Source organism: Nonomuraea sp. 3N208, assembly GCF_052245935.1.
GTDB lineage: Bacteria > Actinomycetota > Actinomycetes > Streptosporangiales > Streptosporangiaceae > Nonomuraea.
Window position 1 is genome coordinate 146,079 of record NZ_JBQQBR010000016.1, and the last position, 23,800, is coordinate 169,878.

At 69.1% G+C, this 23,800-nt stretch carries 25 protein-coding genes; 14 read left to right on the forward strand and 11 right to left on the reverse strand.

Annotation, left to right across the window (positions count from 1 at the left end):
* Positions 1–53 precede the first annotated feature (53 nt).
* The gene (locus ACTWPT_RS24975; RefSeq protein ID WP_443179864.1) at positions 54–1,223 is read right to left on the reverse strand and encodes a Gfo/Idh/MocA family protein; all 1,170 of its coding nucleotides are present in this window, start codon (positions 1,221–1,223) and stop codon (positions 54–56) included.
* 389 nt (positions 1,224–1,612) lie between these two features.
* Between ACTWPT_RS24975 and tdh the strand changes: the two genes are divergently transcribed.
* From tdh to ACTWPT_RS25015, 8 genes are read left to right on the forward strand one after another with little or no spacing between them, the layout of a single operon-like run.
* Complete coding sequence (tdh, locus tag ACTWPT_RS24980) at positions 1,613–2,713, forward strand: L-threonine 3-dehydrogenase (RefSeq protein WP_443179865.1); 1,101 nt, start codon at positions 1,613–1,615, stop codon at positions 2,711–2,713.
* Complete coding sequence (locus tag ACTWPT_RS24985) at positions 2,713–3,882, forward strand: glycine C-acetyltransferase (RefSeq protein ID WP_443179866.1); 1,170 nt, start codon at positions 2,713–2,715, stop codon at positions 3,880–3,882. The genes tdh and ACTWPT_RS24985 overlap by 1 nt, the downstream gene beginning before the upstream one ends.
* Before the next feature lie 58 nt (positions 3,883–3,940).
* Entirely contained in the window at positions 3,941–4,843 is a 903-nt protein-coding gene (locus ACTWPT_RS24990) for a LysR family transcriptional regulator (protein ID WP_443179867.1), read from the forward strand.
* 60 nt (positions 4,844–4,903) lie between these two features.
* Positions 4,904–5,449: an RNA polymerase sigma factor gene (locus tag ACTWPT_RS24995; protein ID WP_443179868.1), complete on the forward strand. Its 546-nt coding sequence runs from the start codon at positions 4,904–4,906 to the stop codon at positions 5,447–5,449.
* Positions 5,446–6,318 (forward strand): hypothetical protein, encoded by an 873-nt coding sequence (locus ACTWPT_RS25000; protein ID WP_443179869.1) that lies wholly within the window; start codon positions 5,446–5,448, stop codon positions 6,316–6,318. Before ACTWPT_RS24995 ends, ACTWPT_RS25000 begins: the two co-directional genes overlap by 4 nt.
* A 15-nt stretch (positions 6,319–6,333) precedes the next feature.
* Entirely contained in the window at positions 6,334–7,503 is a 1,170-nt protein-coding gene (locus ACTWPT_RS25005) for an MFS transporter (protein WP_443179870.1), read from the forward strand.
* Between the two features lie 50 nt (positions 7,504–7,553).
* Complete coding sequence (locus ACTWPT_RS25010; protein WP_443179871.1) at positions 7,554–7,796, forward strand: hypothetical protein; 243 nt, start codon at positions 7,554–7,556, stop codon at positions 7,794–7,796.
* The gene (locus ACTWPT_RS25015; RefSeq protein WP_443179872.1) at positions 7,793–8,146 is read left to right on the forward strand and encodes a type II toxin-antitoxin system PemK/MazF family toxin; all 354 of its coding nucleotides are present in this window, start codon (positions 7,793–7,795) and stop codon (positions 8,144–8,146) included. Before ACTWPT_RS25010 ends, ACTWPT_RS25015 begins: the two co-directional genes overlap by 4 nt.
* A gap of 12 nt (positions 8,147–8,158) precedes the next feature.
* Here the strand turns inward: ACTWPT_RS25015 and ACTWPT_RS25020 are convergent, their stop codons facing one another.
* From ACTWPT_RS25020 to ACTWPT_RS25050, 7 genes are all read right to left on the reverse strand, one after another.
* The gene (locus ACTWPT_RS25020) at positions 8,159–9,991 is read right to left on the reverse strand and encodes a YfjP family GTPase (RefSeq protein ID WP_443179873.1); all 1,833 of its coding nucleotides are present in this window, start codon (positions 9,989–9,991) and stop codon (positions 8,159–8,161) included.
* Positions 9,988–12,213: an ABC transporter gene (locus ACTWPT_RS25025; protein WP_443179874.1), complete on the reverse strand. Its 2,226-nt coding sequence runs from the start codon at positions 12,211–12,213 to the stop codon at positions 9,988–9,990. The genes ACTWPT_RS25020 and ACTWPT_RS25025 overlap by 4 nt, the downstream gene beginning before the upstream one ends.
* A 75-nt stretch (positions 12,214–12,288) precedes the next feature.
* A complete protein-coding gene (locus ACTWPT_RS25030) occupies positions 12,289–12,975 on the reverse strand; it encodes a response regulator transcription factor (RefSeq protein WP_443179942.1) in 687 nt (228 codons plus the stop codon).
* A 44-nt stretch (positions 12,976–13,019) separates the two neighbouring features.
* Entirely contained in the window at positions 13,020–14,432 is a 1,413-nt protein-coding gene (locus ACTWPT_RS25035; protein WP_443179875.1) for a sensor histidine kinase, read from the reverse strand.
* Positions 14,432–15,124, reverse strand: coding sequence for a response regulator transcription factor (locus ACTWPT_RS25040; protein ID WP_443179876.1), 693 nt, complete (start codon positions 15,122–15,124; stop codon positions 14,432–14,434). Before ACTWPT_RS25040 ends, ACTWPT_RS25035 begins: the two co-directional genes overlap by 1 nt.
* 17 nt (positions 15,125–15,141) lie before the next feature.
* Positions 15,142–16,332 (reverse strand): L-2-hydroxyglutarate oxidase, encoded by a 1,191-nt coding sequence (lhgO, locus tag ACTWPT_RS25045; protein ID WP_443179877.1) that lies wholly within the window; start codon positions 16,330–16,332, stop codon positions 15,142–15,144.
* 61 nt (positions 16,333–16,393) lie between these two features.
* The gene (locus ACTWPT_RS25050) at positions 16,394–16,894 is read right to left on the reverse strand and encodes a MarR family winged helix-turn-helix transcriptional regulator (protein WP_443179878.1); all 501 of its coding nucleotides are present in this window, start codon (positions 16,892–16,894) and stop codon (positions 16,394–16,396) included.
* Between the two features lie 178 nt (positions 16,895–17,072).
* Between ACTWPT_RS25050 and ACTWPT_RS25055 the strand changes: the two genes are divergently transcribed.
* Both ACTWPT_RS25055 and ACTWPT_RS25060 read left to right on the forward strand, forming a co-directional pair.
* Complete coding sequence (locus ACTWPT_RS25055; protein WP_443179879.1) at positions 17,073–17,447, forward strand: hypothetical protein; 375 nt, start codon at positions 17,073–17,075, stop codon at positions 17,445–17,447.
* Positions 17,448–17,559: 112 nt separating this feature from the next.
* Positions 17,560–18,042, forward strand: a complete 483-nt coding sequence (locus tag ACTWPT_RS25060; protein WP_443179880.1) for a hypothetical protein — start codon at positions 17,560–17,562, stop codon at positions 18,040–18,042.
* A gap of 349 nt (positions 18,043–18,391) precedes the next feature.
* Here the strand turns inward: ACTWPT_RS25060 and ACTWPT_RS25065 are convergent, their stop codons facing one another.
* Positions 18,392–18,805 (reverse strand): hypothetical protein, encoded by a 414-nt coding sequence (locus tag ACTWPT_RS25065; RefSeq protein ID WP_443179881.1) that lies wholly within the window; start codon positions 18,803–18,805, stop codon positions 18,392–18,394.
* Positions 18,806–18,914: 109 nt separating this feature from the next.
* Between ACTWPT_RS25065 and ACTWPT_RS25070 the strand changes: the two genes are divergently transcribed.
* The 3 genes from ACTWPT_RS25070 to ACTWPT_RS25080 all read left to right on the forward strand — a co-directional run bounded on the left by ACTWPT_RS25070 (position 18,915) and on the right by ACTWPT_RS25080 (position 20,567).
* Positions 18,915–19,505 carry a hypothetical protein gene (locus ACTWPT_RS25070; protein ID WP_443179882.1) on the forward strand — a complete coding sequence of 197 codons (591 nt, stop codon included), beginning with the start codon at positions 18,915–18,917 and terminating at the stop codon, positions 19,503–19,505.
* Between the two features lie 172 nt (positions 19,506–19,677).
* The gene (locus ACTWPT_RS25075) at positions 19,678–19,812 is read left to right on the forward strand and encodes a hypothetical protein (protein ID WP_443179883.1); all 135 of its coding nucleotides are present in this window, start codon (positions 19,678–19,680) and stop codon (positions 19,810–19,812) included.
* Positions 19,813–20,030: 218 nt separating this feature from the next.
* Positions 20,031–20,567, forward strand: coding sequence for a DUF6985 domain-containing protein (locus tag ACTWPT_RS25080; RefSeq protein WP_443179884.1), 537 nt, complete (start codon positions 20,031–20,033; stop codon positions 20,565–20,567).
* 602 nt (positions 20,568–21,169) lie between these two features.
* Here ACTWPT_RS25080 and ACTWPT_RS25085 read toward each other — a convergent pair.
* On the reverse strand, positions 21,170–22,015 hold the full coding sequence (locus ACTWPT_RS25085) for an SMI1/KNR4 family protein (protein ID WP_443179885.1): 846 nt from the start codon (positions 22,013–22,015) through the stop codon (positions 21,170–21,172).
* 188 nt (positions 22,016–22,203) lie between these two features.
* The gene (locus tag ACTWPT_RS25090; protein ID WP_443179886.1) at positions 22,204–22,815 is read right to left on the reverse strand and encodes a TetR/AcrR family transcriptional regulator; all 612 of its coding nucleotides are present in this window, start codon (positions 22,813–22,815) and stop codon (positions 22,204–22,206) included.
* 86 nt (positions 22,816–22,901) lie between these two features.
* Between ACTWPT_RS25090 and ACTWPT_RS25095 the strand changes: the two genes are divergently transcribed.
* Positions 22,902–23,675 (forward strand): SDR family oxidoreductase, encoded by a 774-nt coding sequence (locus tag ACTWPT_RS25095; protein ID WP_443179887.1) that lies wholly within the window; start codon positions 22,902–22,904, stop codon positions 23,673–23,675.
* The last annotated feature ends 125 nt before the right edge of the window (positions 23,676–23,800 follow it).

Genomic DNA, 23,800 nt, shown 5'->3' on the forward strand with positions numbered 1-23,800 from the left:
GACCGCGTTCTCGGTCGGGCGGTTGGTCGACGCCGTGGCGGCGCAATGGGCGGTCAGACCTGCCCGGCGTCGAAGTACGCGGCCAGCTCCGCGTCCAGCGGCGGCACGTCGTACGGCATGCCCTCGTTCCGCAGCGACATCGTGGCCATATAGCCCGCCGCCACGCTCATCCTGGCCGCCACTGGAGAGGTGTCCGTCGCTCCGCCTTCCCGGACGAACCTGCAGAACTCCGCCACGATCTGCGCGTCCGCGCCGCCATGCGACCCCTGCGCGGGAGGCACCTGGTACGCGATGTCGCTGTCACCCCGGTAACCGGAAGGTCCCGTGTTCCAGACCTTCACCACGTCGCCGGGCCCGTCACCGAAGTTCTCCAGCCGCCCCTCCGTGCCGATGACCGTGTAGTTGCGCACGTAGTCGGGCGTGAAGTGGCACTGCTGGTAGGCGGCGATGACGCCGTTGTCGAGGCGCATGTTCATCACCGACACGTCCTCGACGTCGATGACGTGGTGCAGGTCGGTCCGTGAGGTGGGCGGCCACTCGTACTCCTGGAGCCATCCCTCGGGGCGCGGCGTGCCGGGCGGGCGGCGGGGCAGGTCACCGTAGACCATCAGGTCGCCGAACGCGTTCACCCTGGTCGTGTAGCCGCCGGCGAGCCAGTGGATGACGTCCAGGTCGTGCGCCGCCTTCTGCAGCAGCAGGCCGGTGGTGCGGGTGCGGTCCGCGTGCCAGTCCTTGAAGTAGTAGTCGCCGCCGTAGGACACGAAGTGGCGTACCCAGACGGTCTTCGGCTCGCCGATGACGCCCCTGCGGATGATGTCGCGCATGATCCGGACCACGCCCATGTGGCGCATGTTGTGCCCCACGTACAGGCGGGACCCGGTGTCACAGGCTGCGCGCAGGATGGCGTCGCAGCCCTCCACGGTGATCGCCATAGGCTTCTCCAGGTAGACGGCCTTGCCTGCCTGGAGGCAGTCGATGGCGAGGCGCTCGTGCGTGTCGTCGGGGGTGTTGACGACGATCGCGTCCAGGTCACGCCGGTCGAGCAGCTCGCGGTAGTCCCCGGTCAGGAACTCCGCCTCGAACCTCCCTGCCTGCCTTTTGAGCACCGCCGGGTCGGAGTCGCACAGCGCGGTCACGATCGACCCCTTGCCCGGCCGGTGCGCGGTCAAGGCGAGGCTCTTGCGCAGGCCGAGGCCGATGACTCCGATGCGCAGGTCTTCCACTGGTGTCCCTTCCGAGAAAAACCATCAAGCGCGAACGGGGACAGCGGCCCCTCGCACGCCTCCGGTTCGTACCAGGCCGATCTGGAGGCTAGTCCTCATTTGTGCAAATAACTAGGCTGGGTCGCGCAGTTCTGCGCATGATTCGTGCATCATGCCAGTCGACAACCAAGGCGTGACAGAAGATCGATCTGATTGACCAAGGGATCTTCGTAGAGAGCAAGCGCGCGGTGTGGTCGAGCGCGAGGCGCACTGCCCCGAGCGTGATGTACTCGCTGCGCGGCGGAGCCGCGTGAAGCTTAGCTGTGGGGGCACTTAAGAACTCCTCGATGGACATAGGCCAGGGCGTGCGGGCACAGTGCGTTAGGTTCGTCCTAGGGGGAAAGGGAGCCATGAAAGCACTGGTCAAGGAGAAGGCCGAGCCTGGCCTGTGGCTGGTCGACGTGCCGGAGCCGGAGGTGGGTCCCGGCGAGGTGATGATTCGGGTCCTGCGGACCGGTATCTGCGGCACCGACCTGCATATCCGTAAATTTGATGACTGGGCGCGGCATACTCTGAAGCTCCCGCTCATCGTCGGGCACGAGTTCTCCGGCCATGTGGTGGACGTGGCGCCGGGCGTCGAGGACATCCGCGTGGGCGACCTCGTCAGCGGCGAGGGGCATCTCGTCTGCGGCAAGTGCCGCAACTGCATGGCGGGCCGCAGGCACCTGTGCCGCAACACGGTCGGCCTCGGCGTCAACAGGAACGGCGCGTTCGCCGAATACGTCACGCTGCCCGCCTCGAACGTATGGGTGCACCGCGTCCCCGTCCACCCCGACGTGGCGGCCATCTTCGACCCGTTCGGCAACGCCGTGCACACCGCGCTGTCCTTCCCCCTGGTCGGCGAGGACGTGCTGATCACCGGGGCCGGGCCGATCGGGCTGATGGCGGCGGCCGTGGCCGCGCACGTCGGCGCGCGCAACGTGATGATCACCGATGTCCACGACGAGCGCCTGGACCTGGCGGGCAAGCTCGGCGTCTCCCTCGCGCTGAACGTCACCAGGTCCTCCATCGAGGAAGGCATGCGCCAGCTGCACATGCGCGAGGGCTTCGACGTGGGGCTGGAGATGTCCGGCAACCCCGCGGCGGTACGCGACATGATCGCGCACATGACGCACGGCGGGAAGATCGCCATGCTCGGGCTGCCGGCCGAGGAGTTCGCCGTCGACTGGGCCACCATCGTGACCTCGATGATCACCATCAAGGGCGTGTACGGCCGGGAGATGTTCGAGACCTGGTACAACATGTCGGTCCTGCTGGAGAAGGGCCTCGACCTCAGCCCGGTGATCACGGACCGGTTCTCGTACGAAGACTTCGACGCCGCCTTCGACACGGCCGCCAGCGGCCGTACGGGCAAGGTCATTCTGGACTGGAGCAGAGGAGCTCAGTCCGAGACAGCGAGTAACGAGGGAACGAGGGCCGAAGCGGCCGCGACCATGAACAGGAGCGCCTGATGTTCACGAACGTGCGCGAGCAGCTGCGGACGACGCTCGACGAGATCACCGAGGCCGGGTTGCTCAAGCCCGAGCGCGTGCTCAGCACCCCGCAGAGCGCCCAGGTCGGCGTGGCCGGGCGCGAGGTGCTGAACTTCTGCGCCAACAACTACCTGGGCCTGGCCGACCACCCGGAGGTGGTCGAGGCGGCCAAGGAGGCACTGGACCGGTGGGGATTCGGCATGGCCTCCGTGCGGTTCATCTGCGGGACCCAGGAGGTCCACAAGGAGCTCGAAACCCGTCTGTCGGACTTCCTCGGCATGGAGGACACGGTCCTGTACAGCTCATGTTTCGACGCGAACGGCGGCGTGTTCGAGACGGTGCTCGACGCCCAGGACGCGGTGATCTCGGACGCGCTCAACCACGCCAGCATCATCGACGGCATCAGGCTCTCCAAGGCCCAGCGGTTCCGGTACGCCAACCGCGACATGGCCGAGCTGGAGGCCAGGCTGAAGGAGGCGGCGGAGGCGCGACGGCGGCTGATCGTGACCGACGGCGTGTTCTCCATGGACGGATATGTCGCGCCGTTGCACGACATCTGCGACCTGGCCGAGCGGTACGACGCCATGGTCATGGTCGACGACTCCCACGCCGTCGGCTTCGTCGGCCCGACCGGCCGCGGCACGCCCGAGCTGCACGGCGTCACCGACCGGATCGACATCATCACCGGCACGCTGGGCAAGGCACTCGGCGGGGCCAGCGGCGGCTACGTGGCCGCCCGCAAGGAGATCTGCGAGCTGCTGCGCCAGCGCTCCCGGCCATACCTGTTCTCCAACTCGCTCGCCCCCGTCATCGCCTCGACGTCGCTCCGCATCCTCGACCTGCTCGAGACCTCGAACGACGCCCGCGAGCGGCTGCGGGCCAACACCGCGCGCTTCCGGAGTGAGATGACCAAGGCGGGGTTCGACATCCTGCCCGGCGATCACCCGATCGTGCCCGTCATGATCGGGGACGCGGCCGCGGCTGCCGCCCTGGCCGAGCGCCTGCTCGAGCAGGGGATCTACGTGATCGGCTTCTCGTACCCGGTCGTGCCGCACGGCCAGGCCAGAATCCGCGTCCAGCTGTCGGCCGCCCACTCGGAGGAGGATGTCGACCGCGCCGTGCAGGCGTTCATCCAGGCCCGCGGCTGATCGCTCACCATCCGAGTGTGTGCGCGATCACGGCTTGCAGGTGAGTATTCTCCGCTGGGTGATAGACACGCGGCGGCTACGCACGCTGCGGGCGGTCGCCGACCACGGCACGGTCACCGCCGCGGCGGCCGCCCTGCACCTCACCCCCTCCGCCGTGTCCCAGCAACTCGTCGCGCTGGAGCACGAGGTGGGGCACCGCCTGTTCACGCGGGACGGGCGCGGCGTGCACCTCACAGCCGTCGGCAAGATCATGCTCGACCACGCCAACGAGGTCCTCGCGCAGCTCGAACGCGCCCAGGCCGAGGTGGCCGCGTACACGGCAGGCGAGGCCGGCGAGATCACCGTGGCCTGCTTCGCCACCGCGATCAGCGCCGTGCTCTCCCCCGCGATCAGCGTGCTGCGCGAGAGCGCACCCGGGGTCCAGGTACGCGTGCTCGACGCCGAAGGCGACCACAGCCTGGCCATGCTGCTGGACTCCGAGGCCGACCTGGCGATCACCGTCGAGTACCGCGGCGCCCCCGACGCCTCCGACCGCCGCCTGTCCCGCATCCCGCTGTACGCCGAGCCGTTCGACCTGGTGCTCCCCCATGACCATCCCCTGGCCGAATCGGCCATCCTGACCTCGCTCGCCGCCGAAACCTGGATCGGCCCCTATCCCGGCAATCCGGTCCACGACGTGATCACGTTCGCCTGCCGGCAGGCCGGCTTCACCCCGAACCTGGCGCACTGCTCCGACGACTTCCGCGCCGTGGTCGCCCTGGTCGGCGCCGGTGCGGGGGTGGCGCTGGTGCCGCGGCTGGCCCTGCGCGACATGGCGCTGCCCGGAGTCGTGATACGCCACACGCCGGGGCCCGAACGCCGGGTCTTCGCCGCCGTACGCAGGGGCGCGGACTCCCACCCCCTCGTACGCCCGCTGTTGTCAGCCCTCCGCACGGTGGCGGCCTCCCTCGGACCGGCATGAAACACCCCGCTTTATCCGGACATCTCCTCAGGTGTGTTCGCCCACTGGAAGGACCGTCGCATGGGGCCACCCGAGCCCGCACAGCGCTTCGAGGAGATGTATATGGCGCACTATCCCGCCATCGCCACGTATGTCCGGCGGCGCGCCGGCTCGCCCGACGACATCGCGGACGTGATCGCGGAGACGTTCACCACCGCCTGGCGCCGCCTCAACGACGTCCCGGCGGGCAACGGCGCCCGGCTCTGGCTGTACGGCGTGGCCAGGCGCGTGCTCGCCAACCACTTCCGCGCCGAGGAACGCCGGGCCGCCCTGGCGCTGCGGCTCCGCAAGGAGATCACGACTTGGGCGGCGTCGGCCGCCGGCCAAGACGTGGCCTACCAGGCGTTCAAGCGACTCTCCGACGACGACAGGGAACTGCTCGCGCTGGTCGCCTGGGAAGGACTCAACGGACCCGAGATCGCCAAGGTGCTCGGCTGCTCTCGCGGCGCCGCCAGGCTGCGGCTGCACCGCGCCCGCAAGCGGCTGGCCAAGGAGCTCGCCGACCTCGACATCGACCTGACCACGTACGGCTCACGAGCCGTCTCCCTCGCGGAGGGCCGCTCATGAACCAGGAGCTCGACCACATCGTGGCCCGATTCGCGGCCGAGCCCGTCGCGGACGTCAGCGAAGGTGCCCGCGAACTGCTGCGGGAGATCATGGAGAACGAGCCCGCGCCCGCCCTGCGGCGGACACCGCGATGGCCACGGCTTCGACCGGCAATCCCCGTGGTCGCCCTGCTGAGCGCCGCCATCGTGGCGGTGACCTGGGTGATGCCGAACGCCACCGCCACGGCGCTCGACATCAGGAAGGAAGACGGCTACTACGTCATCGAGATCAAGGACCTCTACGCCAACCCGAAGCTCTACGAGACCCAGCTGCGGACGATCGGCCTGGACATCACGCTCAGAGTGACGCCCACAACGACCGCCTTCGAGGGCCAGGTCTTCCCCGTCGGGCCGAACCACGCGTACCTCACCGAGATCAAAGGCATCTACCCGCCGGGCCCCTGCGACAAGCTGGACGGCTGCGCCATCGGCGTGAAGATCCCCGTCGGGTTCAAGGGCACCGCCGACGTCAGCGTCGGCCGCAAGGCCCGGCCGGGCGAGCGTTATCAGAGCACCACCTCGTGGGACGCCAAGGGCGAGCCGATGCAGTGTGTCCCGTTCGTCAACAAGACGGTCGCCGAGATCCGGCCCATCATGCGGGAGCGCGGGGTGAGCATCGAAGAGTTCATGATCATCGATCCGAACGGCAAGCCCGGCGACTTTTCGTTGAAGGAATCCGTGCCGGACTCGTATTACGTCGTCGGCGGCTCACTCAACGAACCCGGCAAGGCCATGGTCATGGTGCACTCGTCCCCGGCACCGCAGAAACGGGTGGACAACGCCGCCAAGCGGTGCGCGTCTCCTGATCTTCCCGGGCTCGATCGATCTTGACGATACCGTGAGCGCATGGGCCGAGGGACGCCGTACCGCATGCTGCTCGGGATGCCCGGGGTGCGTGCGCAGGCCGTGTTCGGCTTCCTCGCCCAGCTCACGCAGCAGGTTGCACCGGTGGGGATGGTGCTGGTCGTGCAGTCGGCGACCGGATCCCTCGCGCTCGCGGGGCTCTGTGTCGCGGCGTTCTCGGTCGGCGCAGGGGTGGCCAGGCCCGTCCAGGGCCGTCTCATCGACCGGCGCGGGTCGCGGTCGGTGCTGGCAGGGGCGGCGTTCATGCACGTCGCCGCGCTGGTCGCCCTCGTTGCCTGCGCGTCGGCCGGCTGGCCCGCGTGGACGTTCGTGTCGCTGGCGTGGATCGCGGGGGCCGGCCTTCCGCCAATCTCCGTAAGCATGCGGTTCGAGTGGGGCCGCCGCGTGGCGGACGAGGGGCGCACGGCCGCGTACAGCCTCGTGTTCCTGGTGCAGGAGCTGGCCATGCTCGTCGGGCCGCTGGTGTTCGGGCTGATGATCGCGGTGGCCTCGTCCTCGCTGGCGCTGGGCGTCGTCGCCGTGGCGGCCGGGTCGGGGACGCTGGCCTTCTCGCGGGCATTGCGGGCCGGGCGGACGCCGGGGGCGCGGCAGCGGGGGCGGGTCTTCGCCGATCGCCGGATGCTGGTGCTGCTGGCGGTGGTGCTGCTGCTCGGCGGGGCCTTCGGGGCACTGCAGGTGGGGGTGCCCGCGCTGGCCATCGCCCGGGACATTCCGGTGGCGACCGGGGTGCTGGTGGCGGCGCTCTCCTTAGGTGGTATCGCGGGGGCGGCCGCCTATGGTGCTCGTTCGTGGGGCTCGGCGGTCCAGGTGCGGCTGGTGGCGCTGATGCTGGCGCTCGGGGTCGCGCTGGCACCGCTGGCGGCCATCGATGCGCTGCCGGTTTTCTGGGTGGTGCTATGTGCGAGCGGGATGATGCTCAATCCGGCGCTGACGACGTCGTCGCTGCTGGTGGACGAGTACGCGACGGGGGCGCAGGCAGAGGCCTTCGGATGGGTGTCCACCGCCGTGAGTATTGGGAGTGCGGTCGGGTCGGGGGTGGCAGGGGTGGCCGGGGAACGGTTCGGCACCTCGGCCCCGTTCCTGGTGGCCTCGGTGTCCGCGCTGCTGGGCGCAGGCATGGCGACCGTCCTGCTGAGGCGCCGTCGCCGTTGAACGCGCTTCCTGCATACACAATCTGTTTACACATGGAGTAGACTCGCCATATGGCTATCGTGCGCACCTCAGAGGCGGCCCACGCCGGGCTCCAGCGGCTCGCCCAGCGGCGCCACCGCAGCATGGCCGCCGTCCTGGAAGAGCTGGTGGAGCGGGCCGAGACCGAAGAGTTCTGGGGCAGTCTCGGACGCTACTGGGAGGAGACTCCTGGCTATCTCGACGACGACGAGATCAAGTCCTGGATGGAGACCCCCGCCCCCGAGCCCGCCGACACTGAGGCGGAGCAGGCGTGAAGCGGTTCTACCGTGGCGAGATCTGGTGGGCCGACCTGGGCCAGCCTGACGGGCGCGTGCAGGGCTACCCCCGGCCCGTGCTGGTCGTCAGCTCCAACGCCCTGCACGCCCGCACTCGCGGAGAACTGGCCTGGATCGTGCCCATAACCACGCGCAAACGCGGCTGGGACGGGCACATCCATCTCGCGCCGGGAGCCGACACCGGCCTTGAGTCCGACAGCTACGCCATGACCGAGCAGCTCCGTGTGTTCAACGCCCGAGACTGGCTGGTGCGCCGCGTGGGCGCGGCACCGGCCGCCGCCATGGGGGATGTGTCGGCCGCCATCCGGATGCTGGCGGACCTGGTGTAGCGCGCCATCTGCTCAGGCGGCGCGGGCGCGGTTGAGCGCGTCGGTGAAGCGGGCGTACCTGTCCAGTTCCGCCTCCACGGGGTCCAGCACGTGCTCCTTGGCGACCTCTCCGATGGCCGCACGCAGGGCTCTGGCCGTACGCCGGGCCCGGCGCCTGCCGCCGGCCCAGGCGGCCAGCCGGGACAACACCGCGATCAGCACGCCGGCCAGCGCCCCGCCCGCCAGCAGCACCGTCGGCCACGGCACCGCACCGGCGGTCGGGAGCGGCGGCTGGGGCAGGCGCAGGTAGTCCATCCCGAACAACACACCCAGCCACAGGGCGCCGGCCGCCATACCGCCGAACACCAGCCACTGCAGGACGTTCACGGCCCGCCACCACTTGGGGCGCCTGGTGGCGACGACGGATGTCGTAGCCACGGCCCGATCCACCGCGTCCGCCAGATCCTCGGAACGGGAACGCGCCGCCTGCCGCACCGCCGCTGCCCACGGCCCCAGCAGCCCCTCCGCCGCCGCCTCGCCGACGTCCCTGATCGCCGTCTCGGCCTGCGCCCGCTGCATGGCAGACGCGGCCGGCACCGAGGTACGCCCCACAACCTCCCCGGCCTGCCTTCCCATCAGCTCCTTCGACGCCCGGCCGGCCGACCCGCGCGACGGGGCGATGCTGCCGATGCGCAGCCTGCGAAGCGGATCCGGCCGGAAGCGCCGGACCCACCGGGTCACCGGCCATCCAGTCGCGACGACGGCCCGATGCCGGTGGCCCTTCGCCACGGCCTCCACCACCAGCGGCACCCCCGCTGCCTGGGAGAGCGCGGCGGTGAGCGCCCGCCCCCATCCTGCCGTCCGCTTGGCGCGCCCGTTCTCCGCACGGCCGCTTTGCGCACGGCTGCCCTCCGCACGGCCGCCCTCCGCACGGCCTCGCTCCGAGCGAGCCCCCGCATCGGCGCGAGACGCCGCGCCCTCACCGGCCCTATCAAAGACCCCGCCTCCGCCGACGGCACCGGACACCACGACTTCCGCCGCGTCTGCGCCGGACACGGCCGACCCGGTCGCGAGATGATCGGCGGCGGCCGTGATGTCCGCAGCCAGGCGGGCGGACCACGCCTTACGGTGGGCGACGCGGTCCGCCAGCACGGAGCGGAGTTCGGGCAGGCCGGTGCCGGTGCGGGCCGAGACGGCGAGCAACGGCACACCGCCGAGACCGTCGTCGTCCAGCAGGCGGCGCAGGTCGCGTACGCACCGGTCGACGGCCCGCGGGGGCAGGCGGTCCACCTGGTTGAGCACCACCAGCGTCACGTCCCGGTGTCCGGCCAGCGGGCGCAGGTAGCGCTCGTGGAGTGCGGCGTCGGCGTACTTCTGCGGATCCACCACCCACACCAGCAGATCGACCATCTCGACCAGACGGTCCACTTCCAGGCGGTGGGAGAGCCGGATGGAGTCGTGGTCCGGGAGGTCCAGAAGTACAAGGCCGGACAGATCGGACAGGGTGGAGGTGGCGGCGTGGCGTTGCGGGATCTCGAGCCAGTCCAGCAGCGGGCCCGCGCCTTGTCCGTCCCAGAGAGCCGCCTGAGCGGTCGAGGTCGTGGGCCGGGTGACGCCGACGGTCGCCAGGTCCTCGCCGGCCAGGGCGTTGTAGAGGGACGACTTCCCGCTGCCGGTCGCGCCGGCCAGCGCGGCCACTGTGTGGTCGATGGACAGGCTGCGGCGTACGCCGGCTCGTTGGGCGACCGCCCGCGCGCCCGACACCACCTGCTCGGCCAGCCGTCCCTCACCCAGGGAGGCCGCCTCCAGGAGGGCGGCCAGCCTGGACTCCAGCGAAGGGCCCTCCTTACGGCGCAGCAGCTTCACCGGCCCTCCTCCGGTGCCGTGCCGCCATCCGACGGCCGCGGCGGCCCTTCGGACGGCTCACCATCGGCGGGGTGCTGCGGCCCTTCGGACGGCTCACCATCGGCCCGGCGCTGCGGCACCTCATCGGCTGGGTGCTGCGGCACCTCGTCAGCCTGGCCCTCAGTCGAGCTCCGCGCCGTCCTGTCCCCCGGGCCATCGGCCGGGCGCCGCGCCGACCCGTCGGCCAGGCGCTGCGCAGGTGCATCGGCCGGACGTCCCGCCGTCTCCCCGCCCGGACGCCGCCCAGGCACATCGGGCGGACGCTCCGTCGCCTCCTCGGCCGCAGGACGTAGCGCGGAGTCGGAGTCACCGCCTGCGGGTGAGGCACGGCCGTGGTCGGACGTCAGGCCCGGGTCGCCCGCCGGGCCGGGGCCGGTGCCCGGGCTGGGGCCGGTGGCCGAGCCAGGGCCGGAAGCCGAGCCGGTGGCCGGGGTTTGGGCTGGGAGTTCGGTTGTGGGATGGGGATGTGAAGCGGGCGGTGCCGCCGTTGGGAGGTCCGCGCGGTGGGCACGCACCGACCGCAAGGCCGCGTGCAGCGCGCCCGCCGCGTCTCTCGGCGGCTCGATACGCTCCAGAAGATCGGTGAACCGGGCGGACTCCGCATCCAGCACCCCCCGCACCCGCTCACGCAGGTCTTCCCGCGCCCGCACCGTCAGCGTACGCACCGCCTGGTCCCCGAACACCGCCTCCAGCAACTTCTGCGACAACACGCTCGTCCCGCCCGCGATCCCCACCTCGATCCCGGTCAGCCCGCCGGTGGAGGCGAACACGGCCAGCATGAGCAGCAGCCCCGCCCCGTTCACCCCGAACGACGCCACCCGCGCCGTGGTCCGCTTCTCCGCCCCTTCGGCCCGCACCAGGTCCAGGACGTACCCCTGCCACCCCCGCACCACAGCCTCGGCCCGCTTGCCGAGGTCCGGCGAGGCGCGGCCGAGCCGGGCGGACTCGACGGCGCCGAGCCGTTCGAGCAGGCCGGGCCCGCCGGGGGCGGCCGACCAGCCTTCCAGCGCGCGCTCGGCGGCCCCGTCGGCGGCGCCCCTGATCAGGGTCTCGACGCCGCTCTCCAGGGCCTGCTTGAGCTGGACCTCCGGCACCCGCCCCGTGAAGAAGCCGACGATACGGTCGCGGAGCCAGCCCACCCGGGTCTCCAGGGAGCGCATGAGGTCGCCGGTGCCGATGAAGTCCTGCCAGCGGGCCAGCACCTCCCCCCGCAGCAGTGACCCGTCCCGCATGCCCTCGTCGAAGTCGGCCATCCCGCCGGCGTACGCGCCCGACACGATGGACCGCAGCCCGTCGAAGGCGGCCTGCTGGCGCGAGACGGCCGTGGCCAGCGCGGGCACCCTGGTGTCGAGGCTGTCGAGCGCGCCCGACAAGGTCTGGCGTACGACCCGGGCTCGTTCCGCGGCGTCGGCGGCCAGCCCAGCCAGCCAGGAGGCGATGGGCTGGACCGACGCGACCGGCAGCCGCGCCTTCTCGGAAGGCAGAGCCGCTTCGGGGACGGTGAACAGGCGGCTGCCGTCGAGGCCGTTCTCGGTGAGGAGGCGAGCGAGGTCGCGGGCTACCGGCTCGAGGGCGTCCGGCGGCACCCGATCGAGTACGACGGCCAGCGCGGTGCTACGTTCCCGTGCCGAACGCAGGAAGCTCCACGGCACCTCGTCGGCGTACCGGGCGGCGGTCGTGACGAACAGCCACAAATCAGCGGCGGCCAGCAGTTGGGCGGCGAGCTCCCGGTTCGAGGTCACCACCGAGTCGATGTCAGGGGCGTCGAGCAACGCGAGACCGTCGCCCAGAGCAGTCGACGTCACCACGCGCAACGCGCCGGGACCGGAGCCGGTGGCGCGGGACAGTCCCGGCAGCACGTTCTGGCCCATGAACCAGGCGCGGTCGGCGGGGCTGACCACGAGCGTGGGCACCAGCGTGGTGGGCCGCAACACGCCCGGCTCGGCCACGTCGGCCCCGACCAGCGAGTTGACCAGCGTGGACTTGCCCGCTCCTGTGGACCCGCCGACGACGGCCAGCAGCGGGGCGTCCAAGGCGCGCAGCCGGGGCAGCAGGTAGTCGTCGAGCTGGCCGGTCAGCTCCCGCAGCGCGCGCCGATCCGCCGACGTCTCGCCGATCGTCAGCGGGAACAGGTCACGATCGAGCGGCCGGCGCAGCGACTCCAGGGCGCCCAGCAGGTCCATAAGCCCACGTTAGCCCTGTTCTTCGCACGATCGGGATCGCGCCGCCCTTCCATGGCATTTCATGGGCATTCGGGGCTAGCCTGCGGGCGGCTCCCGCAGCACGTAACCGACGCTGCGCAGGGTGTGGATGAGCCGCGGCTCGACGTCGTCCACCTTGCGCCGGAGGTAGGAGACGTACGATTCGACGACCCCGGTATCGCCGCCGAAATCGTAGTTCCACACGTGGTCGAGGATCTGCGCCTTCGAGAGCACGCGCCCGGCGTTGACCATGAAGTAGTGCAGCAGCTTGAACTCGGTCGGCGACAGGCGGATCTGACGCCCGGCCCGCCACACCTCGCCGGCGTCCTCGTCCAGCTCCAGGTCGGCCACCTTCAGCTTGCTGGCGGGCGCGCCGTCCGAACGGGTACGCCGCAGCACCGCCCGGATCCTGGCCTGCACCTCCTCCAGGCTGAACGGCTTGGTCACATAGTCGTCCCCCACCCGCAGCCCGGCGATCTTGTCCTCGGTGGCGTCACGGGCGGTCAGGAACAACACGGGCGCGTCGATCCTCTTGGCCACCTCCAACCCGTCCAGGTCGGGCAGCATCACGTCGAGCACCACGAGGTCGGGCGAGGCCCGCTCGGCCACCTCCACGGCCTCCTGCCCGTCGGCGGCGGTCAGCACCTCGAACCCGGAATAGCGCAGGCTGGCGGAGAGCAGGTCCCTGATGCTGGGCTCGTCGTCCACCACCATGATCAGCGCCTCGCGGAGCTCGGGTTTCATCACCTACTTAGAGTGACGCAGCCACCTGAGGGTTAGCTGAAGGCTCACTCCAAGGCGAGTGGGAGTTCCACGCGGAAGGTGGAGCCGCGCTCTGGCGAGCTGTCGACGGTGACCGTCCCGCCGTGCGCCCGCACGAGGGCCCGCACGATGGCGAGACCCAGCCCGCTGCCCCGGTCCTCGGCCGAGCGGCGGCGGGACCTGGCGGAGTCGGCTCGGTAGAAGCGTTCGAAGACGTGCTCGACCTGCTCGGGGGTGAGGCCGGGCCCGCTGTCGACGACCTCGAGGAAGACCTTGTCCGTGCCGGCCCCGACTCTGACGATGATCGGCGAGCCGGCGTCGGTGTGCACGATCGCGTTGGTGACGAGGTTGCTGATGACCTGGCGCAGGCGTACCTCGTCGCCGGAGACGATCAGGGCCGCGCCCCCGACGACGTCCAGCTTGATCAGCCGGTCGGGCGCGAGAATCCTGGCATCCTGTACGGCGTCCGCGGCGAGCGCCAGCATGTCCACGGGCCGCATCTGCAGCGGCCGCTGCTGGTCCACCCTGGCCAGCAGCAGCAGATCGTCGACCAGGAGGCTCATCCGCCCGGCGGCCTTCTCCACGCGCTGCATCAGCTCGGCGGGGTCGGCGCCGGGGTTCTGCCTGGCGTACTCGGCGAAGCCCCGGATGGAGGTCAGCGGGGTACGCAGCTCGTGCGAGGCGTCGCCGACGAATTGGCGCATGCGGTCCTCGGAGCGCCGGGCCGCCGTCTCGGACGCCGACCGGGCGGCGAAGGCGGCCTCGATCTGGGCCAGCATGCCGTTCAGCGACTTGGCCAGACGGCCGACCTCGGTGCGAGCGTCGCCGTCCGGCACCCGCCGGCCGAGCTGGCCGCCCGCGATGGCCTCGGCCGTGCGCTCGATCTGGCCGAGCGGGCGCATGCTGCGCCGTACGATCGTGATGCCCACGACGCCCAGGATGAGCAGGATGCCGCCGCCACCCAGCAGCTCTATGAGCACCAGGCGCCGGGTGATCGCGTCGACCTCCTCCAGGTCCACCGCGACCACGAGCGTGCGTCCATCGACCAGGCTCTCCAGCACCCGCCACTCGCCGCGGCCCCTGACGGCGGACGTGGTGTAGGGCTCGTGGTCCGGGATGGGCGACAGGACCGGCTTGGGCTTCAGGTCGACGTCACGGTCGGTGAGCATGGGCACGAACTCGCCGCCGGGCTCCTTGACCAGGACGATCGCGTCGGACTCGATGAGGATGGGCCGGTCGGAGATCTCCAGGTCCTTCTTCCCGATCGCGATGACCTTCTTGTACATGCGCACGCTGAGGAGTTGGAGCTGGCCGTCCACGCGGTCGAGGAGATAGCCGTGCAGCACCGAGACGCTCACCAGGCCGATGAAGATCATGCCGAAGCCCAGCAGCGCCAGCATCGACGCGATCAGCTTGATCCTCAGCGGCAGGCCGCTCATCAGGGACTCGGCGGCAGGCGAAGGACGTATCCGACACCACGCAGGGTGTGGATGAGCCGGGGGCTGCGGTTGTCGATCTTCCGGCGCAGCACGGACACGTACGACTCCACGATGCCCACCTCGCCCCTGAAGTCGTAGTCCCACACGTGGTCGAGGATCTGCGGCTTGGACAGAACCCGCCCTGCGTTCGTCATGAAGTACCGCAGCAGCTTGAACTCGGTCGGCGACAACGCCACCGCGTTGCCCCCTCGCCACACCTCGTGGCTCTCCTCATCCAGCTCGATGTCGGCGAACGTCAGCCGCGGCGGCGCCGCCTGCTGCTCCCCGGACGTCCTGCGGAGCACCGCATGGATCCTGGCGACCACCTCCTCCAGGCTGAACGGCTTGGTGACGTAGTCGTCACCGCCGATCGTGAGCCCGCGGATCTTGTCCTCGGTCTCGTCACGGGCGGTCAGGAACACCACCGGCGTGTGCACTCCGCCGCCGCGCATCCGCTTGACGATCTCGAAACCGTCCAGGTCGGGCAGCATGACGTCGAGCACGACGAGGTCAGGGCGGTGCCGTTGCACGGCGGCGACGGCGTCGAGGCCGCTCTTGGCCGTGGTCACGTCGAATCCCGCGAACCTCAGGCTCGCGGCGAGGAGTTCGAGGATGTTCGGATCGTCCTCGACGATTAGCAGGTGTGATTCCATCACACCCAAGGATGCCCTCATCGGACGAGTGCTGGGACAATTCCGGCAATATGCCGGGCAATGGCCAGGCTGGACGTGGCGGCCGGGGAGGGCGCGTTGCGTACCAGGACCACGTTGTCGTGCACGTCGACCACGAAGTCGTCGACCATGCCGCCATCCCTGGCCACGGCCTGAGCACGGACGCCGCTGCGCGCCCGGATCAGATCGGCGGCGGTGAGCTCGGGAACGTAGCGCTGCGCGCCACTGAGGAAGGCTCCCTTGATCAGGGACCCGCGGACCTCCTTGAGCCCGGTACGCCAGTGGCGGCGGGCCAGACGCATGGTGCCCGGCCAACCAAGAATCTGCCGGAAATTTCGGATATTTCGCCACCCATAGCCCTCGTAGGCCAGCGCGAGCACCGCATTCGGCCCTACCAGCACCTCGCCATCCGTCTGCCGGGTCAGGTGGACTCCCAGGAACGGATACCGCGGATCGGGCACCGGGTAGATCAACCCGCGAACGAGATCCTTCGCCGCACCCCTCAGCGCATAGAACTCCCCGCGGAACGGGACGATCCTGACGTCCCCCGGATGCCCGGCCATCCTGGCCACCGAATCCGTCCCCAGCCCTCCGCACACCACCAGCCGGTCGAAAGTGAACCGCCGCCGCCCTGCCAGCACCTGCACGCCTGCCGGCCGCTGCCTGATCGCCCGTACCGGGTGCGAGAGCCGTACGGACCCGCCCAGCTCCACCACGTCCAGCGCGAGCCGGCGGGCGACGGCGGCGAAGTCGCAGATCGCGGTGTGCGGCGAGTGGATCGCGCCCACGCCGACCGCGTGCGGCTCGATCTCGCGCAGCGCCAGCGCGTCCAGCTCGGCGATGCCCGGCACCCCGTTGGCGCGGGCCCGCTCGGCCAGCGCGCTCAGCTGCGGCCGCTCGGCCCGCGTACTGGCGATCACCAGCTTGCCGACCTCGTCGTACGGCAGCTCGTTCGCGGCGCAGTAGTCCTTGAGCAGCGCCACGCCCTCCCGGCACAGCCTGGCCTTGAGCGAGCCCGGCGGGTAGTAGATGCCCGCGTGCACGACGCCGCTGTTGTGGCCGGTCTGATGGGCGGCGACGCGACCTTCCTTCTCCAGCACCGTCACCTCGGCGCCTCTGGTGGTGGCGAGCTCGCGCGCCACCGCCAACCCGACGATGCCCGCGCCTACGATCCCGATCTTCTCCGTCACATGACGATTTTCCGGCTAACCGGCCGTCCCCGCCATATCCAGGCCAATCGAACACCACCGCTCAGTCCCATGTGGGGTCCTGTGCCAGCTTCTCAGCGATCCGGTCGTGGAAGCTCTTGCGTGCGAGGGCCTGCTCGATGTCGGTGACGACCTGGGAGAGCGGATAGGGAATCTCAGCCTCGATGTCGGCGATGGCGGCCTCGGTGGCCCGCCACTCCGCCGCCAGGCGGCCGACGATGCTGCGGGCCTTGTCGGTGAGCGTCACCTTCTTGCTGCGCGCGTCGTCGCCTGCGACGGTCTCCACCCAGCCGGCCGCACGCATCGCGGCCACCTTCTGGCTGAGTGCCGAATGCGTCCGGTTGACTGACTCGGCCAGTTCGGTGATGGTCATCGGTCCGTAGGCGTGGAGCCGGAGCAGCTCCATCACAAAGCTCGGCTTGAGCTCTTTGATGCGCTTCTCGGAGTAGATCCGGGCGATGTCCCCGTCCATCGATTCCTGAAGAAGCCGCAGGGGCCGCCAGAGGCTCTCCTGAGTGGGATCGGGCGTATCAGCGTCGGCCATGAGGCCAATATATCAGTACTTATATAAGTGCTGTTGTTATATCGTGACCGTCTTTCCGGGACACGAGCTTTCCGGGATGCGAGCTTTCCGGGATGCGAGCTTTCCGGGATGCGAGCCTTCCGGGACACGAGACGAAGCCCCTACTAGGCCGTCAATCGAACGTGAGTACGATGACGATATGTATCTCCCGCCGGAGTGGCCGCCCGAGGTCCGTCCACCCAGCGTTCCCGACTGGGAGACCTCGGCCGTGGCCTGGCTGCTCGACGCCGTGCCCCCTGACTATAGGGCCCATGAAATTTTGAAACGCTACCCAATCGCCTTGGCCAGGATGGCTCTCCACCACGTGAACGCGGCGGTTGAAGCCGCTCGGGCGGGATACCGGAGCGCCGCGGTGGATCTCAAAGGCCAGCTCCCTCCTCATGCTGTCGAGGCGGTGCTCGACGTCTATCGCGAGGAGGGGCCACGTCTGGTCCGTCTGGCCCGCTCCATCACCGTCGTCGAGCAAGCCTTGCGGGGCGACATGTTCACCGCAACTATGCGCAACTTCCGATGAGGTAGCGACGCGGTCATCTCCGGGCAACGAACTTGATCAGGTAGAGGGTCTGAGCGGCCTGATGGACGAGTTCCTCTTTTCACGTTCCTTGCGGAGGTTGCCATTCTCAATCGTGAGCACGTTCATGGCGCGGGCGAAGACTTCCCCACGGGATCTAAGGTCTGTGGTCATGGCCTTCTCCCGTGCCCGGACCAAGGCGATCACCTATACGCGTGTCTGGGGTGGATCGCTGATCCTGGGGCTGATATGCATGATTCCCTTCGCCCGAGCCCACTCCTCGGGTATCCCGACGACAGCGAAGGTAGAGGATTGCCGCCTCGTCGATAGTGATGGCGCGGGCCCTGGAGACTCTGATCCGGTCTGCACCGGCTCCTGGGAAGTTGATGGTCAACAGCGCTCCGGGGAGGTCACCGGCCTGGGAGTGAGCGACCATGAGGGCAGCACCGTCCGAGCACGCGTGGTCGGTGACACGGCATACGTCGAAACCACGCGGGCCAGCCTGCTGGTTGGGTTCGCCCTGGTGGGAGGGGGTGTGGGGATCGTCCTTCACGTGGGTGTCTGGTTCACCTTCCGGAAGCATGAGAAGGAATCGTGAACCACGAGAAGCACGGGTTCCTGTCGCTTGAACCGCCGGGTGGACGCCCTGGCCCCGGACGAACAGATGCTGACCGTTCCGGAGCCGTAGGAACGCTACCGGCGCTCCTACGGCTCCGGCCGTCTCCCCACGTGCCGCCGTGTGCCGGCTCTGAGGTTTCGGCCGAGCCACCGCCGGTAGGCGATCACGGTGAGGGGCATTGCGTACGAGGCCATCCGTGAGTTTTGAGATCCGCCCCTTCCGTACCGAGATTCCCCAAGCCGACACCGATCACCTGCGCGACCGGCTGCGCCATACCCGCTGGAGCGGTGAGATCTTCTTGAGTTTGAGTGTGATCGGGCCGGGAGCGTCAGAGGTCGCGGTGAAGTTGGTGGTAGGTGCGAAAGTCGAAGAAGCGCAGGCCGTCGATCACGGTCCCGGACTTGATTTCCTGCAGCGTCCAAGGGTGGGCGGAGTAGTCGTCCACTGCAGCGCCGCCCTGTTGAAGGAGAAGCGTGACCAGTTGGTGAACCTCTGCGGTGCCGTCGATCCGCCCGGATATGTCGATCTGCACTGCCCAGGTGGGGCGGTGACCGAGGGCCGCTTCGAGAACCGTCACGTCGTCGGGATCCCAGTCGGAGAAGAGCCAGCCGGTCTGCTCGTCATCGATGTCGATGTAGAGGCCGGCCAGAGTCCACGGATCACGCTGCTGAGGCAGGTGTTGATCGAGTGTGGCGATGGTCTCGGCTCGCGCACCTGAGGGGAATACGAACACGCTGCGCATGAGCGAATCGTAGGCGCTTGGGCTTGTCGGCAGGAGTCCTGCTCACCCCCGCGGTCGCCCGTTGACCAAGGCGCCACTGGGCAGCTGAATACTTACCAATGTGGTGGTTATGGATGTAGTTCTGGAGACCTACGACGTGGTGGACTTCACGGCTTGGCCGATCGCTAAGCCACCCAGCGACCGCCTTCTGGTGCTCTCTAGCCAGATGTCGTCGGCCGAAGTCGGGACGGCTATAGCAGTCATCGTCAGCTACAACGGAATCTCGGTCGACTCTATCGGTGATCTGACCGCGGATCTCTTGGAAGAGCACCTGGCCGAAACCGGAGGCCTGATCGCTCCGGGCGGGCTACGTTTCCGCGACACCGCCACCAACATCCAGGTCGCGCCCGGCTGCTGCTTCGGCCTGGAGAGCTGGCGCGACTGGTGGGACGTCGTCCTCGGACAAGACCTCTGGCTCGGGCACGACCCAACGCCCCAGCTCGAACGCGGTGATCGGGTCATCTGGCTCCGGCAAAGCGACGAGGATGATTCCCAGCCCATCGAGGTCACCCTCGACGAACTCGCGACCCTGCTGATCGCAGCCCAACAGCAGCTCAGCGACTTCCTCAGGCTCGTCCAGCAGTGGACTATCAGCACCGCTCCCGACATAACCGACAGGCTCGTTTCGGCCCTCGATGAATACCTGAGAATCAACCAGTAACCCGTAGCCCGTTGCACACTTGTCCCTGGCACAGTGGAGCCGCATCCATCACGAGATGGAGACATGGGGCCAGATCCAGGGTTCGCGTCGACGGCGTCATCCAACGTCCGTTCAAGCACGGCCTCGTCCAGCGCGGGCTGCAGATCATCCGGGACGACCTGCACGCTCCGCGGTGCGCCTGATCGGCGACGACCTGGACCGCCTGTTCAACAGCGGGTTCCTGCACGGCGGCGGCCTTCGGGAACGGACCGGCGGGCTGCTCCAGCGCCGGCCGGACACCACGTCGAAGCCCCAGCCCTGTCCGTAGTGATCGGCGGCACGGCGCGGCCAGCCGGACGCGCCGGGGCCAGTGGTGTACGCCGTGGTCGAGCTGGTGTCGAGCGAACGGTTCAAGCCGGAGCATCGCCTCGACCACCACGATCCGCGTGCTGGTCTACGGCTTGCCCAGGTGCCCGAAGGGCTCGCCACCCGAACGCCCGGGCCGGCGGCGCTGGTGACTAGATCGGCTCCACGTACTCTGGCAGCATGCAGATCCCCGGCCTCGGCCCACTCCTCGAGGACAACGACCTGGGCTGGTATCAGAGCGAACCTATTCCCGTGCCGGTACTGGGCGGTGCGCCACGCCGCATCATCGTCGACGGCTATGTCGATGACCCCTCGCCTGAGGACTTCCACGCCGCGATTCGCGCATTCCTAGCGCTCAACCACTCGGCGCTGACCGCGGCGGCACCGTCGATCTTCGCCTACTACCGCGATGTCACCGACGACATCCTGGCCGCCGGCGACGACGACTGGTACGTCGAGATCGAAGGCCCACACCAGGTGCTCGACCACATCCGGTTCGGGAACGAACCCATGGTCTCCCGCGATTCGCACGGCGACCGGCACGTCTACGTGTCGCTGGAGTGCGAATGCGACTGGGAGCCCGAGCACGGCCTGCAAATCGTGTTCAGAGACGGTCGCACGGTGACCAAGGTCGGCCCCTACGACGGCCACCTGACCAACTCAGCCGCCTACGCCGATGACACCCTCGACAGGGTCGTGTACCACGCACCGCGCTGACAATCCCACTGCTCACCGGGAGCACGGCGCTCCGTACACCAGACCCGACATCCGCACGCCACGACGCACACCCTGACATCGGCACGAGTGCGCGGTCTGCGGCATGAGCGGATACTCGTCCTGTGAACATTCGAGCTGGTGAGGGTGCAGTAGAGATCCGGTTGGATTACGCCGAGGCGGAACGCCTCTGGAGTGCTATTCAGGTAGGAACCGAGCTCTCACGGGCCGAGTACTACATCCGGACCGGTCTATCCCAGCCCAACGTGCTTGAGATTCTGGACGTTCTCTGGGCGCGCGTTGACGAGTGCGTCGGCGAGGTATCGGTTCCGCTTGCTCCGGGACTCGAAGCTGAAGAGAACCCCCGGAGACCGAGACCACCTCGCCGACCAACGCCCCTCGCGGAGTAACGACCATCGGCACGACTGCGCGGACGGGCGGCAGATCCGGACGTTCAGCGGTGGTGCCGCGTGTGTTCGAACTCGGCGGGCGGGGAGCCTGCGCTGCTTGTCCCTTACCCGCCGTTCGATGCGATCGGGCATCGTGATGTGGTCGACTTCGCCAGGTCCACGAAATGACCTTGCTGGCGAAGTGGGAGGAACCGTTCACTCCAGTTGGGGCCAGTGCGCGGTGCCGTGCACCGGCAGGACGCCCTTGACGCGGCAGCCCATGGCGTCGATCGCGGCGAGCAGTGCGTTGCGTACCCGCGTGTCCTCCCCGGGTGGGTAGGCGACCCGGATCTGGTGCCCGTAGGCCGTCTCGTAGGTCAGCCTCCACTGGTCGCCGGCCGCGGCGAAGTGGTCCTGCCGGGCGCCGTCTGCGCCTTTGAAGCTGCCACGCGCGCTGGTCGGTGCCAGGTTTTCGCGCAGGATGCGGAGTCGCTCCTCGTACGGTGGCGCGCCTTCCGCTTCCGCCAGCTGCAGATATACGTGGACATCCTTGCGGTAGGGGTCGAACCAGGGACCGTCGACGTCCGCGCCGTTTTCCCGCTTCCTCGCCAGCAGATCCTCGATGAGCCCGGTGAGTACGGCGGCCACGCCACCTTCGGGGTACTCGAACTCGTCGTCGCGCGTCCAGTAGACGGTCTTCCAGCGTTCGGGGGAGCCGGCGGGCTCGGTCAGCCAGCACAGCGCCCCGCCGATCGAGTCGGATCCCCACAGGACCAGCCCACCGGGCTCGGGGTAAACGGGATGCGGGCTGTCCGCGCCCGCGTCGCCGAGGATCAGCTGCAGATCCTCCAGCCGCCCGGGGTTTTCCTTGATCATCTCCTCTGGGGCACAGCAGGAGAACTCGTCACAGAACGCGCCGCGCCCGTACCGCCGGGCGATCTCGGTGAACTCGCGGGGAAGGATCAGCCCGAGCGCATCCTCCACCCGCGTCCAGTCAGCATCGGTATCGATCGGCGCCGCGGGCGGCGGTACGAGCGCGAACAGCCTTTCGAGCTCCGTCATGACCGCAGACTATAGCCGCGGGATCTTGTCCAGCTTCAGATCATGGACGCACCGTGGGCTGCTGAAGTCGCAGTGGCCGGGCTCGGAGGCGTAGGCCGCGGCCCCCTCGGGCAGTGCCGCGCGCCCTGCCTATGGCCCAGGAGGGCTGCCCGGCCGCTTGGGGCTTGGCTCAGTTCGGCTGGCCTGGTTCACGTTCTCGGCCAGGAGGCCAGCGCCATTTCGGCAATCTGGGCCAGTTCGGCCGCGTCGGCCCCGTCCCGGGCGCGCTGTGACATTCCCTGGATGATGACGGCGAAGTAGCCGGCCAGCGCGCGGGGGTTGGCGTCGGCAGGGAGTTCACCTTCCTGCTGGGCCTTGTGCAGGCGGTCGCAGAGCACCACGAGGTTGGCGTTGCGCAGGTCGCGCAGGAAGGCCGCTATCTCGGCGTCCTGGACGGTGACGTTTGTGGCGGCGCTGATGGTCAGGCAGCCTGCCGGGTGGGAGGGGTCAGGGTAGATCGCCGCGGCCTCGCGCAGCATGCGGGTGAACGCCTGGTAGGCCGTGGGCTCCTCGCGCAGCGCGACGCCGATGAACGCGCCGACGGGTGAGCGGGCGTAGGCGTGCACCGCCTCCTTGAACAGCGCCTTTTTGTCGCCGAAGGCTGCGTACAGGCTGCCCGGCCGGATGCCCATCGCCTCGGTGAGCTCGTTGAGCGAGGTGGCCTCGTAGCCCCGCTCCCAAAACAGCCGCATGGCCGCGGCGAGCGCGGCGTCGCGATCGAATGTGCGCGGACGTCCCCGTGCCGCACTTGCCTGACCCATGCCCCACATTCTAGAGCGTTCACTCAAAAAGCCGTGCTAGCCTCTTTGTTGAGTAACCACTCAACAAATGGAAGGCGGACAGACTCATGGGCGCACGCGCACTTGACAACAAGGTCGCGCTGGTCACCGGCGGAAGCAGGGGAATCGGCCGGGCCATCGCCGAGCGGCTCGGCCGGGACGGCGCCGTCGTCGCCGTCGCCTTCGCCCGCGACCAGGCCGCGGCCGACGAGGTCGTGGAAAAGATCGGCAAGGAGGGTGGCCGGGCCTTCGCGATCCAGGCCGAGCTGGGCCGACACGGCGACACGGCCGCGCTCTGGTCCGCCTTCGACGATCAGATCGAACTGCACTCGTCCCGGGCAGGCGTCGACATCATCGTCAACAACGCCGGCATCGGCCGCAGCGTGGGCCTGGCCTCGCTCACCGAGGAAGGATTCGACGAGGTCTTCGCGGTGAACGTCCGGGCGCCGTTCTTCATCGTGCAGCAGGGGCTCAAACGGCTGCGCGACGGTGGGCGCATCATCAACATCTCCAGCGGCGCGGCCCGCCTCGCCATGCCCGAGATCATCGCCTACGGCTCCACCAAGGGCGCCCTGGACACCTTCACCCTCAACCTGGCCAAGCAACTGGGCCCGCGAGGTATCACTGCCAATTCGGTGTCCCCCGGGATCGTCGACACCGACATCAACGCAGAATGGCTGCGCGGCAACCCAGAAGCCCAGGCCCACGCCGCCTCACTGGCCGCCCTCGGCCGCCTCGGGCAGCCCGAGGACATCGCCGACATCGTGGCCTTCCTCGCCTCTGACGACGCCCGCTGGGTAACCGGCAGGGCAATCGACGCGACCGGCGGCGCCGGACTGTGATCCCGTTCTCGGGCGGGAAGTGCCCGCCCTACCGTTCCCGCCCGAGATGACCAGCCACCCCATAGCGACGAAAGCTCAAGGACGGGGGCTCTGTGCGGTTACCGCTCTGCGCATCAAGGGACTGT

Coding starts and splice junctions, on each gene's coding strand:
- tdh (WP_443179865.1), top strand. CDS start 1,613: ATGAAAGCACTGGTCAAGGAGAAGGCCGAGCCTGGCCTGTGGCTGGTC.
- ACTWPT_RS25055 (WP_443179879.1), top strand. CDS start 17,073: ATGTATCTCCCGCCGGAGTGGCCGCCCGAGGTCCGTCCACCCAGCGTT.
- ACTWPT_RS25065 (WP_443179881.1), bottom strand. CDS start 18,805: ATGCGCAGCGTGTTCGTATTCCCCTCAGGTGCGCGAGCCGAGACCATC.
- ACTWPT_RS25085 (WP_443179885.1), bottom strand. CDS start 22,015: ATGACGGAGCTCGAAAGGCTGTTCGCGCTCGTACCGCCGCCCGCGGCG.
- ACTWPT_RS25050 (WP_443179878.1), bottom strand. CDS start 16,894: ATGGCCGACGCTGATACGCCCGATCCCACTCAGGAGAGCCTCTGGCGG.
- ACTWPT_RS25025 (WP_443179874.1), bottom strand. CDS start 12,213: ATGGACCTGCTGGGCGCCCTGGAGTCGCTGCGCCGGCCGCTCGATCGT.
- ACTWPT_RS25090 (WP_443179886.1), bottom strand. CDS start 22,815: ATGGGTCAGGCAAGTGCGGCACGGGGACGTCCGCGCACATTCGATCGC.
- ACTWPT_RS25035 (WP_443179875.1), bottom strand. CDS start 14,432: ATGAGCGGCCTGCCGCTGAGGATCAAGCTGATCGCGTCGATGCTGGCG.
- ACTWPT_RS25040 (WP_443179876.1), bottom strand. CDS start 15,124: ATGGAATCACACCTGCTAATCGTCGAGGACGATCCGAACATCCTCGAA.
- ACTWPT_RS25000 (WP_443179869.1), top strand. CDS start 5,446: ATGAACCAGGAGCTCGACCACATCGTGGCCCGATTCGCGGCCGAGCCC.
- ACTWPT_RS24985 (WP_443179866.1), top strand. CDS start 2,713: ATGTTCACGAACGTGCGCGAGCAGCTGCGGACGACGCTCGACGAGATC.
- ACTWPT_RS25010 (WP_443179871.1), top strand. CDS start 7,554: ATGGCTATCGTGCGCACCTCAGAGGCGGCCCACGCCGGGCTCCAGCGG.
- ACTWPT_RS25070 (WP_443179882.1), top strand. CDS start 18,915: ATGGATGTAGTTCTGGAGACCTACGACGTGGTGGACTTCACGGCTTGG.
- ACTWPT_RS25005 (WP_443179870.1), top strand. CDS start 6,334: ATGGGCCGAGGGACGCCGTACCGCATGCTGCTCGGGATGCCCGGGGTG.
- ACTWPT_RS25080 (WP_443179884.1), top strand. CDS start 20,031: ATGCAGATCCCCGGCCTCGGCCCACTCCTCGAGGACAACGACCTGGGC.
- ACTWPT_RS25095 (WP_443179887.1), top strand. CDS start 22,902: ATGGGCGCACGCGCACTTGACAACAAGGTCGCGCTGGTCACCGGCGGA.
- ACTWPT_RS25030 (WP_443179942.1), bottom strand. CDS start 12,975: ATGAAACCCGAGCTCCGCGAGGCGCTGATCATGGTGGTGGACGACGAG.
- ACTWPT_RS24995 (WP_443179868.1), top strand. CDS start 4,904: ATGGGGCCACCCGAGCCCGCACAGCGCTTCGAGGAGATGTATATGGCG.